Raw genomic sequence first — 12541 nt, forward strand, 5'->3', positions numbered from 1 at the left:
AGCCCAATTGCTTGCGGGCCTGATGAATGGACTTCGCCCTTTTGCAGGGGTTCTGTCGAAAACGTGTGCGGATGTAAATAAATTCAGTTAGCACCAAAAGGGGGCGACATCGCCCCCAGGTTGGGTGTGTTGGACGCATATCGGCCAGGAATCAGTGCACCAGCATGCCGGTGAACCAGTAGGCCTGCGCCAGGGTGATCAAGCCGATGATGGTGGCGAACAACAAGCTGTGCTTGAGCGTGAAACGCAGCAGGTCGGACTCGCGGCCCACCAGGCCGGTGGCAGCGCAGGCCACGGCGATGGACTGCGGCGAGATCATCTTGCCGGTGACGCCGCCGCTGGAGTTGGCGGCCACCATCAGTACGTCGCTGACGCCCAGTTGGTGCGCGGTGGTGGCTTGCAGCGAGCCGAACAGCGCGTTGGACGAGGTGTCCGAGCCGGTCAGGAACACGCCCAGCCAGCCCAGGAACGGCGAGAAGAACGGGAACGCGGAGCCGGTGCCGGCCAGGATCAGCGCCATGGTGGAAGACATGCCCGAGAAGTTGGTAACGAATGCGAAGGCCAGCACCATGCCGATGGACAGGATCGGCCAGCGCAGTTCGAACAGGGTTTCACCGAAGGTCTTCAGTGCGGTCTTGATGTCGATGCGCAGCACCATCATCGAGATGATCGCGGCGAACAGGATCGCCGTGCCGGTGGCCGAGATCGGGTCGAACTTGAACACGGCGGGCATGGGTGTAGCAGTGGCGACGATGGGTGCCGTCTTGAGCACCAGTTGGTCCAGGTGCGGGATGGCGAAGTTGAACACGAAGTTGTACATGGCGCCGCCCGGGGCGAACATGGCTTTGAATGGCTTCAGGGTCCAGATGGTGACCAGCACGGTCAGGATCAGGAACGGCGACCACGCCTTGAGGATCTCTCCCAGGCTGTAGGGCGTCGGTGTAGAGCCGCCGACCGCCGAGGTTTTGCCCGCGGGTCCGCCACCCATTACGGCCGCACCGCCGCTCACGGCCACTTGATCAGTGCTGGCGCTGCGCTTGGGCTGCCACACTTTCAGGAACAAGGTCAGGCAGACGATGCTGGTCAGTGCCGAGGTGATGTCGGGCAGTTCCGGGCCGATGAAGTTGGAGGTCAGGTACTGCACGATGGCGAAGCTCAGGCCTGCAACCAGTGCCGCCGGCCAGGTCTCCCGGACGCCGCGCAGGCCGTCCATGATGAACACCAGCCAGAAAGGTACGATCAACGACAGCAACGGCAGTTGGCGGCCAGTCATGGCGCCGATCTTGAACGGGTCGATGCCCGTCACCTGGCCTGCGACGATGATCGGAATGCCCAGTGCGCCAAAGGCCACGGGTGCGGTGTTGGCGATCAGGCACAGGCCTGCCGCGTACAGCGGGTTGAAGCCCAGGCCCACCAGCAGGGCGGCGGTGATGGCGACCGGCGCGCCGAAGCCTGCGGCACCTTCCAGGAAGGCGCCGAAGCAGAAGCCGATCAGCAATACTTGCAGGCGTTGGTCGTCGGTGATCGACAGCACCGAGCTGCGAATGATCTCGAACTGGCCGCTCTTGACCGTCAGTTTGTACAGGAACACGGCGGCGACGATGATCCAGGCAATCGGCCACAGCCCGTACATGAAGCCGTAGCCGGCGGCCGCCAGTGCCATGTCGGCCGGCATGCCGTAGGCGAAGATCGCCAGCACGATGGACAGCGCCAGGGTAATGCTGCCGGCGACGTGCCCCTTCATGCGGAATACGGCCAGCGCCAGGAAGAAGAACACGATGGGTATGACGGCTACCAGGGCGGATAGCCCGAGGCTGCCGAGCGGGTTGTAGATCTGCTGCCAGGTTTGCATAGACTGAGGCCCCTTGTTTTTTTTGGAAGGCTTGGCGCTACGGCGCTGTATTGCAGGAATTGGTAATACCAATTTACAATAAGTTCCGGTCAGGTTAGGACGCAGCCGTGGGGCTGTCAATTTCCTTGTCTATGACTTTGGTCGAGTGCGGCCAGGGCAATCGTGTGTTGGAGCCACCCATGGGTATTGAGCAAGTCCGTCAACGGCGTTTGTCCGATGGCATCGTCGAGCGTCTGGAGGCCATGATTCTCGAGGGCACGCTCAGGGCAGGCGAGCGTTTGCCAGCCGAGCGGGCGCTGTCCGAGCAGTTCGGTGTGTCACGGCCTTCGTTGCGTGAGGCTATCCAGAAACTGGTGGCCAAGGGCATGTTGGTCAGTCGTCAGGGCGGGGGCAATTACGTCTGCCACACGCTCGGCTCAACCTTCAGCGATCCGCTGTTGGCGTTGCTGGAAAGCAATCCGGAAAGCCAGCGCGACCTGCTCGAGTTTCGCCATACCCTGGAAGCGTCGTGCGCCTTCTATGCAGCGCAGCGCGCCACCGAGATCGATCGCGATCGATTGAGGCAGGCCATGGATGTCCTGGAAGATTGTTACCGCCGAGTCGAGGCCGCCACGCGGGAAGAGGAGGGCGTGGCCGATGCCAACTTCCATCTGGCGATTGCCGAAGCCAGTCACAACGCGGTATTGCTACACACCGTGCGCGGTCTGTTCGACATGCTCAAGCGCAACATGGTGGTGAACATCGGTGGCATGCACCGGCACAGCGGGGAAACCCGAGACAAGTTGATCGCGCAGCATCGCCAGCTGTTTCAGGCCATCGTGAGCGGTCAGGCGGAGCAGGCACGTGAATTGGCCAGCCTGCATATCACTTACGTGCAGGGCGTGCTCGACGAGGCACGGCAGACAGTGCAACGCACCGCTCGCGCACAGCGTCGCAGCAGCTTGCAGTAATCAAGCCGGTAAATGCGGCAAAGCTGGCGCTGCAAGGGGAAGGAATCAGTCTTCCTTGCCCTTGTTGCGCACGGCACGCTGCAGCTCGCGGTTGGAATCGCGCTCGCGCTCGGTATCGCGCTTGTCGTATTCCTTCTTGCCCTTGCCCAGAGCGATTTCACACTTGATCAAGTGCTTGCTCCAGTAGATCGACAACGCCACGCAGGCATAGCCCTTCTGCTGAACCTGGGCGAACAGCTTTTCCAGCTCGCGGCGGTTGAGCAGCAGTTTGCGGGTACGCGTCGGGTCGGCGATCACATGGGTGCTGGCCGTGGTCAGAGGGGTGAAGTGGCTGCCCATCAGCCAGGCTTCGCCGTCCTTGAGCAGCACGTAGCTGTCCACCAGTTGCGCCTTGCCGGCACGCAGGCTTTTTACTTCCCAACCGGCCAGGACCAAGCCAGCCTCGAAACGGTGTTCGATGAAGTAATCGTGTCGCGCTTTCTTGTTCTGCGCGATGGTCCCTGTAGGGTGTTTCTTTAATTTGGCCATAGGGCGCGCATTATAGGCAGTCGTTGCGCTCTCGGCTACGGTATTGCTATGCGCTTGAGCGCTTGCAATGAATACCGGACAATACCTGATCTTTATGGATAGCCTGCGCTTTGCCGCTGTCGACAAAGAAGCCCCGTGATTTCGTTGGCGTGCCCCCTGTCTGCTGGCATGCCTACCTTATTTTCAAGGCGCCGTTGGCGTCGTTCGGCCGGCGCGGGGTTCTCGCGTCCGCCGCCCAGCTTTGGAAGTGACGCCCGCATGACTACCCATATTCAACGCTCGGCCCTGCTGCCTTATCCCGCTCAGGCCCTGTATGACCTGGTCAACGACGTGTCCCGCTACCCCGAGTTTCTGCCTTGGTGTTCGTCCACCACCATCCTTGAAGAAACCGACACCTTGATGCGTGCCAACCTGGACATTGCCAAGGGTGGGCTGAGTCAGCATTTCGTGACCCGCAATACCTTGGTGCCCGGTAGCTCCATTGAAATGAACCTGGAAGAAGGTCCGTTCAACCAGTTGCACGGAGTGTGGGTGTTCAAGCCGCTGGGCGAGAAGGCCTGCAAGATCAGCCTGGATCTGTCCTTCGACTATGCCGGCCCGATCATTCGCGCCACCTTGGGCCCGCTGTTCAACCAGGCCGCCAACACCTTGGTGGATGCCTTCTGCCAGCGCGCCAAGCAATTGCATGGCTGAGCAGTTGATCGACATCGAAGTGGCCTATGCCGCGGTCGACGATCAGGCATTGATCGGGCTGCAAGTGCCTGGGGGCACAACCGTCGCCCAGGCGATCGAGATGTCGGGCATTGCCCAGCGTTTCCCTGGCGTGAATTTCAGTCAGTGCCCGGTAGGCATCTTCGCCAAGCTGCTGGATTCGCCCGCCGAGCACGTGCTGCAATCCGGTGACCGCATCGAACTCTACCGCCCGTTGCTCGCGGACCCGAAAGAGGTGCGACGATTGCGCGCGGCCAAGGCGGCGCAAGCGCGCAAGGCGCATTGAGATAACTTTCCTTCGCCCATGAAAAAGCCCGGCATGACCGGGCTTTTTTCGTACCGCCTGCTTACTGCGGCGAAACGTCCAGCGGCTGGGGTGCTGGCACGGGAACGGTCTTCACGCCGTCCACGTCGCGCTGGATGTCGTCGAGCATCGAGCCAGGCTTGGGTGGCTCTTCGGCCTTCTGTGGCTCGCCCTGCTGGGGCGTAGCGTTGGTGTCGGTGTCGCTGCCCAGAATCGCCTGGTCCCTGCTGACGCCCGGCATGAAATCGCCAGAGAGGCCGACCAATTGGTCGTTGCCGTTGAACATGACACTCATGCGTTCCTGCTGGCGTTCGCCGCCGCCTGGCTGCAGGCTGTACAGGTAATCCCAGCGATTGGCGTGAAACGTGTCGACCAACAGGGGGTTGCCCATGATAAACCTTACTTGCCGACGGGTCATTCCGGGCCGTAACTGGTCTATCATGTCCTGTGTGACGACATTGCCCTGCTGGATGTCGATTTTGTAAACCCCGGGGAATGAACAACCGGCGAGTGCGAGCAGTCCCACGAAGGTGAGGCTGGTTAGCAAGTGCTTGGTGTTTTGCATCGGTGGGCGACTTCCACTATCTTGGCTGGGACAACGTAAACCCCGATCATACCCGTATTAAGAGATGCTGCGAAGCCGCATCGTTGAGAAAGCTGACCATGGTTGATAATAGCGAACTGCGTAAAGCCGGCCTCAAGGTGACCCTTCCACGGGTCAAGATTCTGCAAATGCTGGAGTCGGCACAGCAACGCCACATGAGCGCCGAGGAAGTCTACAAGGCGCTTATGGAAGCGGGCGAAGATGTGGGCCTGGCCACGGTTTACCGTGTTCTGACCCAATTCGAAGCGGCGGGTCTGGTAGCACGTCACAACTTCGACGGCGGCCATGCCGTGTTCGAATTGGCAGACGGCGAGCACCACGACCATATGGTCGATGTCGACTCGGGTGACGTGATCGAGTTTACCGATCACGAGATCGAGCGCCGCCAGAAGGAAATCGTCAGCGAGCATGGTTACGAGCTGGTGGATCACAACCTGGTGCTGTACGTGCGCAAGCCAAAGTAACTTCAGGAGTGATGCAAAAAGGCGACCCTGGGGTCGCCTTTTTTGTTGGGGTGAATCAGTTGGGGCCTCTTTGCGGGCAGAGGGCTCGCCGCCCGCCCCGCTCCCACAAGGCTCGTACTTACCTGTGGGAGCGGGGCTCTGCCCGCGAAGAGGCCCGCCGGCCACCATCACCCTCCCACAAGTGGTATGTGAGACCCGTTTTTTTGTGGGAGCGGGGCGGGCGGCGAGCCCTCTGCCCGCGAAGAGGCCCGCCTGGCCACCATCACCCCTTGGCCGTCACCACCATCTTCTTCGCATGCGCCAGCGATTCCTTGGTCAGGTCAATCCCGCCCAGCATCCGCGCCACCTCTTCCACTCGCTCGCCTTTGCCCAGGTTCGACACCGCCGTACGTGTCTCGTCACTGCCGCGCACCTTGTGCACGAACAAATGATGGTGCCCCTGCGCCGCCACCTGCGGCAGGTGGGTCACGGTCAGCACTTGCCCACGCTCACCCAGGCGACGCAGCAACTGCCCGACGATCTCGGCTGTCGGGCCACCGATGCCCACGTCCACTTCGTCGAACACCAGCGTCGGAACCCGCGAGGTCTGCGCCGTGATCACCTGGATTGCCAGGCTGATCCGCGACAGCTCGCCACCCGAGGCCACCTTGGCCAAGGGTTTCATCGGCTGGCCCGGGTTGGCGCTGACCAACAGCTCGACTTGCTCCAGACCATTGGGGTGCAAGTCCTCGTGGGCATTGGCGCGCAGCTCGATGGTGAAGCGCCCACCAGGCATGCCCAGGCGCTGGATTTCCACCTCCACTGCGGCCGCCAGTTGCGCGGCGGCGTGGGTGCGCAGTCCGGTCAGCTCACCGGCTTTTTCCTGGTAGTGGCGTGCATAGGCCGCCAGCTCTTCACCCAGCTGCTCGATTGACTCGTCGCTGGCGTTCAACCCTTCCAGCTCTTCGAGCAAGCGGTGTTGCAGCGCGACCACTTCGGTCGGGTGAACGCGGTGTTTGCGCGCCAGGGTATAGATGGTGTCGAGGCGCTCCTCGATATGCTGCAAGCGCGCCGGATCGGCTTCGAAGTGGTCGAGGAAGCGATTGAGTTCGCCCACGGCTTCTTCGACCTGGATCTGCGCCGTTGCCAGCATCGAGGCCGCTTCGCCCAGCGCGTTCGGAGCATTGCTGACGCCGCCCAGGCGATTAAGGCTGGCGGTCAGCGCGCTGAGCACGTTGCCCGAATCGTTTTCGCTGCAATGGTCGATGACCTGGCGGCAGATGCCGAACAAGGCTTCGGCGTTGGTCAGGTTCTTGTGTTCCTGTTCCAGCTGCTCCAGCTCGTTCTCGCCCAGCCCGAGGTTCTCCAGCTCTTCCAGCTGGTAGCTGAGCAACTGGTGACGTGCGCGCTGTTCGTCACCGGAGTCCGACAGGCGCTCGAGTTCCTGGCGGGTCTGGCGCCATTTCTGCGCAGCCAGGTGCACCTGCCGGGCTAGATCGCTGGCACCGGCGTATTCATCCAGCAGGCGGCGATGGGTATCGGTCTTGAGCAGCGACTGGTGCTCGTGCTGGCTATGGATATCGATCAGCAGCTCACCCAGCGACTTGAGGTCGCCGAGCGGGCAGGGGGTGCCGTTGATGTAGCCGCGCGAACCGCCCTTGGCCGTGATCACCCGGCGCAGGATGCAGGGGCCGTCGGTTTCCAGGTCGCGCTCGGCAAGCCACGTGCTGGCCTCGGGGATATCGACCAGATCGAAAGTGGCAAGGATGTCGGCCTTGTCTGCTCCGGGCCGGACCACGCCGCTGTCGGCGCGGTCGCCCAGGGCCAGGCCCAGCGCATCGAGCATGATCGATTTGCCGGCGCCGGTTTCGCCCGTGATCACGCTCATCCCGCGCTCGAGTTCGAGGTCGAGATGTTCGACGATGGCATAGTTGTGTACGGACAGGTGCACCAGCATAAGACCGCCCCCAGGCATGAATGTCTGGTTATTTATACAGTGTTTTATACAGGGCTGACAATATTGGCCCTTAGCTCGTTTTCGCCTGATGCCTGGGTTTTTTATCGCTTAGTTCGAAAGCCCACACTCAGCCGCTGGTCGTCAGCCCTTGAAGCGCGAATTTGCGACCCCATATACCGGTCAGAAGCGCGAGTCGACCTCGCGGACGTTATCGAGAGGAGAGAACCAATGGCTGATGAACAGAATCTGGACGATCAGAATCTAGACGCTAATCAGGCTGCCAGCGCTGGCGCCGAAGACCTCACCGCGCGCGTGCAGTTGCTCGAAGAGCAGCTCGCCACCGCTCAGGACCAGTCGCTGCGTGTCGCGGCCGACCTGCAGAATGTTCGCCGCCGCGCCGATCAGGACGTGGAAAAGGCGCACAAGTTCGCCCTCGAGAAGTTCGCCGGCGACCTGCTGCCCGTGCTCGACAGCCTCGAGCGCGGTATCGAGCTGTCCAGCGCCGACGACGAAAGCATTCGTCCGATGCGCGAAGGCATGGAGCTGACCCTGAAGATGTTTCAGGACACCCTCAAGCGCTACAACCTGGAAGCCATCGACCCGCACGGCCAGCCATTCAACGCCGAGCATCACCAGGCCATGGCGATGCAGGAAAGCGCGGATGTCGAGCCCAACAGTGTCTTGAAGGTTTTCCAGAAGGGCTATCAGCTCAATGGACGCCTGCTGCGCCCGGCCATGGTCGTGGTCAGCAAGGCCGCCGCACCGGTTTCGCCTTCGATAGACGAGCAGGCTTGAAATCGGCCAAGTGGCCCCCATCTTAGTGTCAAGCGTTTAAGTGCTACCGCAGACAGCCACCACTGCTGCGGCAACCAAATCCAAAATTTTCGGGCCTTAGTGCCAGGAGAAGAAACATGGGCAAGATTATCGGTATCGACCTGGGGACCACCAACTCCTGCGTCTCCATTCTGGAAAACGGCAAGGCCAAGGTCATCGAGAACGCCGAAGGCGCTCGGACCACACCTTCGATCATCGCTTATGCCAACGACGGCGAAATTCTCGTCGGTCAGTCGGCCAAGCGTCAGGCCGTCACCAACCCGCACAACACGCTGTATGCAGTGAAGCGCCTGATCGGCCGTCGTTTCGCCGAAGACGTCGTGCAAAAAGACATCCAGATGGTCCCGTACAAGATTGTCGAAGCCGACAACAAGGACGCCTGGGTCGAAGTCAACGGCCAGAAAATGGCACCGCCGCAGATCTCGGCTGAAATCTTGAAAAAGATGAAGAAGACCGCCGAAGACTACCTCGGCGAAGCGGTCACCGAAGCGGTCATTACCGTGCCGGCCTACTTCAACGACAGCCAGCGTCAGGCCACCAAGGACGCCGGTCGTATCGCCGGTCTGGACGTCAAGCGCATCATCAACGAGCCGACTGCCGCTGCACTGGCATACGGCATGGACAAGGCTAAGGGCGACCACACCGTCATCGTTTATGACCTGGGTGGCGGTACCTTCGACGTGTCCGTGATCGAAATCGCCGAAGTAGACGGCGAGCACCAGTTCGAAGTGTTGGCCACCAACGGCGACACCTTCCTGGGCGGCGAAGACTTCGACATCCGCTTGATCGACTACCTCGTAGACGAATTCAAGAAAGAAAGCGGCATGAACCTCAAGGGTGACCCGCTGGCCATGCAGCGCCTGAAAGAAGCCGCTGAGAAAGCCAAGATCGAGCTGTCCTCGAGCCAGTCGACCGACGTCAATCTGCCGTACATCACTGCAGACGCGACCGGTCCGAAGCACTTGAACGTTAAGATCTCCCGCGCCAAGCTGGAATCTTTGGTCGAAGACCTGGTTCAGCGCACCATCGATCCTTGCCGCATCGCCATGAAAGACGCCGGTATCGACGTTGGCGCGATCAACGACGTGATTCTGGTCGGTGGTCAGACCCGCATGCCGCTGGTCCAGAAGCTGGTCACCGACTTCTTCGGCAAAGAAGCCCGCAAGGACGTCAACCCTGACGAAGCCGTTGCCATGGGTGCTGCCATCCAGGGCGCCGTACTGGCCGGCGACGTGAAAGACGTGCTGCTGCTCGACGTCAGCCCGCTGACCTTGGGTATCGAAACCATGGGCGGCGTGATGACCGCGCTGATCGAGAAGAACACCACGATTCCTACCAAGAAATCGCAGGTATTCTCGACTGCCGATGACAACCAGGGCGCCGTGACCATTCATGTTCTGCAGGGCGAGCGCAAGCAAGCCGCGCAGAACAAGTCGCTGGGCAAGTTCGACTTGGCCGAGATCCCGCCAGCGCCACGTGGCGTGCCGCAGATCGAAGTGACCTTCGACATCGATGCCAACGGCATCCTGCACGTCGGCGCGAAGGACAAGGCCACCGGCAAGACCCAGTCGATCGTGATCAAGGCCAACTCCGGTCTGTCCGAAGACGAAATTCAGCAGATGGTGCGTGACGCTGAAGTCAACGCCGAGGAAGACCGCAAGTTCGAAGAGCTGGCTGCTGCCCGCAACCAGGGTGATGCACTGGTGCACTCGACGCGCAAGATGGTTGCCGACGCCGGTGACAAGGTCACTGCCGACGAGAAGACTGCCATCGAAGCGGCCGTCGTGGCGCTGGAAGCTGCGGTCAAGGGCGACGACAAGGCTGCCATCGATGCCAAGGTCGAAGAGCTGTCCAAGGTCTCCGCGCCAGTGGCGCAGAAGATGTACGCCGACCAGGCCGAGAAGCCTGAAGGTGCTGCTGCCCAGCCAGCGGAAGAAGCCGGCAAGCACGACGACGTTGTCGATGCCGAGTTCGAAGAAGTCAAAGACAACAAGTAAACACTTGTTGGTCGGCCGGTTGACTGTGCTTGCACGGTGACTGGTAGGATGTCGCCGCGCGGGGGCTTGCTCCCGCGTTGGCGTGTCTGGAATACACGAATTTTAACAACATGCGACAGCGATCGGATGTTGGCGGCGCGGTCAGCGGCGCCCCTGCGTGCTGGCTCCCAAAAGAGTAAAAAGACTTATGGCAAAGCGTGACTATTACGAGGTTCTGGGGGTGGAGCGCGGCTCCAGCGAAGCAGATCTGAAGAAGGCCTATCGCCGCCTCGCGATGAAGCATCACCCGGATCGCAACCCCGACAGCAAGGAATCGGAAGAGGCATTCAAAGAGGCCAACGAGGCCTATGAAGTGCTGTCCGATGCGAGCAAGCGCGCGGCGTACGACCAATATGGTCATGCCGGCGTCGACCCGAGCATGGGTGGCGGTGGCCAGGGTTTCGGCGGCCAGAATTTCTCCGATATCTTCGGCGATGTGTTCAGCGATTTCTTCGGTGGCGGTCGCGGCGGCAATGGCCGCGGTGGCGCCCAGCGTGGCAGCGACCTGCGCTATACCCTCGAACTGAACCTGGAAGAAGCCGTGCGCGGCACCACGGTCAGCATCCGTGTGCCGACGCTGGTCAACTGCAAGCCCTGCGACGGCAGTGGCGCGAAGAAAGGCTCGGCGCCGATCACCTGCCCGACCTGTGGCGGTATCGGCCAGGTGCGTATGCAGCAGGGCTTCTTCTCGGTGCAGCAGACCTGCCCGCGCTGCCATGGCCAGGGCAAGATCATCTCCGACCCGTGCGATTCGTGCCATGGCGAAGGCCGTGTCGAAGAATACAAGACCCTCTCGGTCAAGGTGCCTTCGGGCGTCGACACCGGTGATCGCATTCGCCTGTCGGGTGAAGGCGAGGCGGGCATGCAGGGTGGCCCGACCGGCGACCTCTACGTGGTGATCAACGTGCGCGAGCACGCGATCTTCCAGCGCGACGGCAAGCACTTGTACTGCGAAGTGCCGATCAGCTTTACCGACGCGGCATTGGGCGGCGAGCTGGAAGTGCCGACCCTCGACGGTCGGGTCAAGCTGAAGATTCCGGAAGGCACCCAGACCGGCAAGCAGTTCCGTCTGCGCGGCAAGGGCGTTGCGCCCGTGCGCGGCGGCGGTGCCGGCGACCTGATGTGCCGGGTGGCGGTAGAAACGCCGGTCAACCTCGACCGTCGTCAGCGTGAGTTGCTGGAAGAATTCCGCACTTCGCTTGAGGGCAACGAATCCCATTCGCCGAAGGCCAATGGTTGGTTCGAGGGTGTGAAGCGTTTCTTCGGCGACCTGTAAGGCATAAGGATTCGAGCATGCGACGTATAGCTGTGATGGGCGCCGCCGGGCGCATGGGCAAGACCTTGATCGAAGCGGTCCAACTGGCGCCCGGCGCCGGCTTGACGGCGGCGGTCGATCGGCCGGACAGCACGCTGGTGGGCGCCGATGCCGGCGAGCTGGCTGCCCTGGGGCGGATCGGCGTACCGCTGTCGGGCGACGTGGCCAAGGTGGCGGAGGAGTTCGATGTGTTGATCGACTTCACCCATCCGACGGTAACGCTGAAAAACCTGGCGTTCTGCCGCAAGGCGGGCAAGGCCATGGTCATCGGCACCACCGGTTTCAGTGCCGAAGAAAAGGCGTTGCTGGCCGAGGCGGGCAAGGATATCCCCATCGTCTTCGCCGCCAACTTCAGTGTCGGCGTCAATCTGTGCCTGAAGTTGCTCGACACCGCTGCGCGCGTGTTGGGCGACGACGTCGATATCGAGATCATGGAAGCCCATCACCGGCACAAGGTCGATGCGCCCTCGGGCACGGCCGTGCGCATGGGCGAAGTGATTGCCAGCGCGTTGGGTCGCGATCTGAAAAAGGTGGCGGTGTACGGCCGTGAAGGTCAGACCGGCGCGCGCGAGCGCCAGACCATTGGTTTCGCAACCGTGCGCGCGGGCGACGTGGTGGGTGACCATACCGTGCTGTTCGCCGCTGACGGCGAGCGCGTCGAGATCACTCACAAGGCGTCCAGCCGCATGACGTTCGCCAAGGGAGCGGTACGCGCTGCCCTCTGGCTCGACGGCCGCGCCCCAGGCTTCTACGACATGCAGGACGTGCTGGACCTGCATTGACCTAATCGACCCCTTCGCAGGCACAAGGCTCGCCGCCCGCCCCGCTCCCACAGCTAGGCGCCAACCTTGTGGGAGCGGGCTCTGCCCGCGAAGACGCTAGTACTATCACCACAAATTCCCGCCCCCTGTCGCATCATGCGAACTTCCCACCGCATTCGCGGTAGACCAAAACCCCTCTTTTCTGTAAGCTACAGCTTTAGTGTGTCCACTAAAAGCGCGCAGATA

General features: G+C 61.6%; 12 protein-coding genes. 8 read left to right on the forward strand and 4 right to left on the reverse strand.

What is annotated here, in order from left to right:
* Nucleotides 1-151 precede the first annotated feature (151 nt).
* Complete coding sequence (locus ONG87_RS03025) at nucleotides 152-1852, reverse strand: lactate permease LctP family transporter (RefSeq protein WP_122480205.1); 1701 nt, start codon at nucleotides 1850-1852, stop codon at nucleotides 152-154.
* A gap of 179 nt (nucleotides 1853-2031) precedes the next feature.
* Between ONG87_RS03025 and ONG87_RS03030 the strand changes: the two genes are divergently transcribed.
* Complete coding sequence (locus ONG87_RS03030; protein WP_264382205.1) at nucleotides 2032-2802, forward strand: FCD domain-containing protein; 771 nt, start codon at nucleotides 2032-2034, stop codon at nucleotides 2800-2802.
* A gap of 45 nt (nucleotides 2803-2847) precedes the next feature.
* Here the strand turns inward: ONG87_RS03030 and smpB are convergent, their stop codons facing one another.
* Nucleotides 2848-3330, reverse strand: coding sequence for an SsrA-binding protein SmpB (gene smpB / locus ONG87_RS03035; RefSeq protein WP_043190812.1), 483 nt, complete (start codon nucleotides 3328-3330; stop codon nucleotides 2848-2850).
* A 258-nt stretch (nucleotides 3331-3588) separates the two neighbouring features.
* Here smpB and ONG87_RS03040 point away from each other — a divergent pair, with 258 nt between their 5' ends.
* Together ONG87_RS03040 and ONG87_RS03045 are read left to right on the forward strand one after the other, a co-directional pair.
* The gene (locus ONG87_RS03040; protein ID WP_122480203.1) at nucleotides 3589-4023 is read left to right on the forward strand and encodes a type II toxin-antitoxin system RatA family toxin; all 435 of its coding nucleotides are present in this window, start codon (nucleotides 3589-3591) and stop codon (nucleotides 4021-4023) included.
* Nucleotides 4016-4327 (forward strand): RnfH family protein, encoded by a 312-nt coding sequence (locus ONG87_RS03045; protein WP_264382206.1) that lies wholly within the window; start codon nucleotides 4016-4018, stop codon nucleotides 4325-4327. The genes ONG87_RS03040 and ONG87_RS03045 overlap by 8 nt, the downstream gene beginning before the upstream one ends.
* A 61-nt stretch (nucleotides 4328-4388) precedes the next feature.
* On the opposite strand, the gene ONG87_RS03050 is transcribed toward ONG87_RS03045, so the two are convergent.
* Nucleotides 4389-4910, reverse strand: coding sequence for an outer membrane protein assembly factor BamE (locus ONG87_RS03050; RefSeq protein WP_264382207.1), 522 nt, complete (start codon nucleotides 4908-4910; stop codon nucleotides 4389-4391).
* 98 nt (nucleotides 4911-5008) lie between these two features.
* On the opposite strand from ONG87_RS03050, the gene fur reads away from it, so the two are divergent.
* A complete protein-coding gene (gene fur, locus ONG87_RS03055; RefSeq protein ID WP_122480200.1) occupies nucleotides 5009-5413 on the forward strand; it encodes a ferric iron uptake transcriptional regulator in 405 nt (134 codons plus the stop codon).
* A 262-nt stretch (nucleotides 5414-5675) separates the two neighbouring features.
* On the opposite strand, the gene recN is transcribed toward fur, so the two are convergent.
* Complete coding sequence (gene recN / locus ONG87_RS03060) at nucleotides 5676-7349, reverse strand: DNA repair protein RecN (protein ID WP_122480199.1); 1674 nt, start codon at nucleotides 7347-7349, stop codon at nucleotides 5676-5678.
* A 228-nt stretch (nucleotides 7350-7577) separates the two neighbouring features.
* On the opposite strand from recN, the gene grpE reads away from it, so the two are divergent.
* From grpE to dapB, 4 genes are all read left to right on the forward strand, one after another.
* On the forward strand, nucleotides 7578-8144 hold the full coding sequence (gene grpE / locus ONG87_RS03065; RefSeq protein ID WP_122480198.1) for a nucleotide exchange factor GrpE: 567 nt from the start codon (nucleotides 7578-7580) through the stop codon (nucleotides 8142-8144).
* Between the two features lie 116 nt (nucleotides 8145-8260).
* A complete protein-coding gene (gene dnaK, locus ONG87_RS03070; RefSeq protein ID WP_264382208.1) occupies nucleotides 8261-10180 on the forward strand; it encodes a molecular chaperone DnaK in 1920 nt (639 codons plus the stop codon).
* Between the two features lie 187 nt (nucleotides 10181-10367).
* Nucleotides 10368-11495, forward strand: a complete 1128-nt coding sequence (dnaJ, locus tag ONG87_RS03075) for a molecular chaperone DnaJ (RefSeq protein ID WP_122480196.1) — start codon at nucleotides 10368-10370, stop codon at nucleotides 11493-11495.
* Between the two features lie 17 nt (nucleotides 11496-11512).
* Nucleotides 11513-12316: a 4-hydroxy-tetrahydrodipicolinate reductase gene (gene dapB, locus ONG87_RS03080; protein ID WP_122480195.1), complete on the forward strand. Its 804-nt coding sequence runs from the start codon at nucleotides 11513-11515 to the stop codon at nucleotides 12314-12316.
* Nucleotides 12317-12541 lie beyond the last annotated feature (225 nt).

The organism is Pseudomonas sp. MM227, assembly GCF_947090715.1.
In the GTDB taxonomy this organism is placed as follows: domain Bacteria; phylum Pseudomonadota; class Gammaproteobacteria; order Pseudomonadales; family Pseudomonadaceae; genus Aquipseudomonas; species Aquipseudomonas baltica.

Coding starts and splice junctions, on each gene's coding strand:
- ONG87_RS03025 (WP_122480205.1), bottom strand. CDS start 1,852: ATGCAAACCTGGCAGCAGATCTACAACCCGCTCGGCAGCCTCGGGCTA.
- dnaK (WP_264382208.1), top strand. CDS start 8,261: ATGGGCAAGATTATCGGTATCGACCTGGGGACCACCAACTCCTGCGTC.
- dapB (WP_122480195.1), top strand. CDS start 11,513: ATGCGACGTATAGCTGTGATGGGCGCCGCCGGGCGCATGGGCAAGACC.
- fur (WP_122480200.1), top strand. CDS start 5,009: ATGGTTGATAATAGCGAACTGCGTAAAGCCGGCCTCAAGGTGACCCTT.
- ONG87_RS03050 (WP_264382207.1), bottom strand. CDS start 4,910: ATGCAAAACACCAAGCACTTGCTAACCAGCCTCACCTTCGTGGGACTG.
- dnaJ (WP_122480196.1), top strand. CDS start 10,368: ATGGCAAAGCGTGACTATTACGAGGTTCTGGGGGTGGAGCGCGGCTCC.
- ONG87_RS03045 (WP_264382206.1), top strand. CDS start 4,016: ATGGCTGAGCAGTTGATCGACATCGAAGTGGCCTATGCCGCGGTCGAC.
- ONG87_RS03030 (WP_264382205.1), top strand. CDS start 2,032: ATGGGTATTGAGCAAGTCCGTCAACGGCGTTTGTCCGATGGCATCGTC.
- recN (WP_122480199.1), bottom strand. CDS start 7,349: ATGCTGGTGCACCTGTCCGTACACAACTATGCCATCGTCGAACATCTC.
- smpB (WP_043190812.1), bottom strand. CDS start 3,330: ATGGCCAAATTAAAGAAACACCCTACAGGGACCATCGCGCAGAACAAG.
- grpE (WP_122480198.1), top strand. CDS start 7,578: ATGGCTGATGAACAGAATCTGGACGATCAGAATCTAGACGCTAATCAG.
- ONG87_RS03040 (WP_122480203.1), top strand. CDS start 3,589: ATGACTACCCATATTCAACGCTCGGCCCTGCTGCCTTATCCCGCTCAG.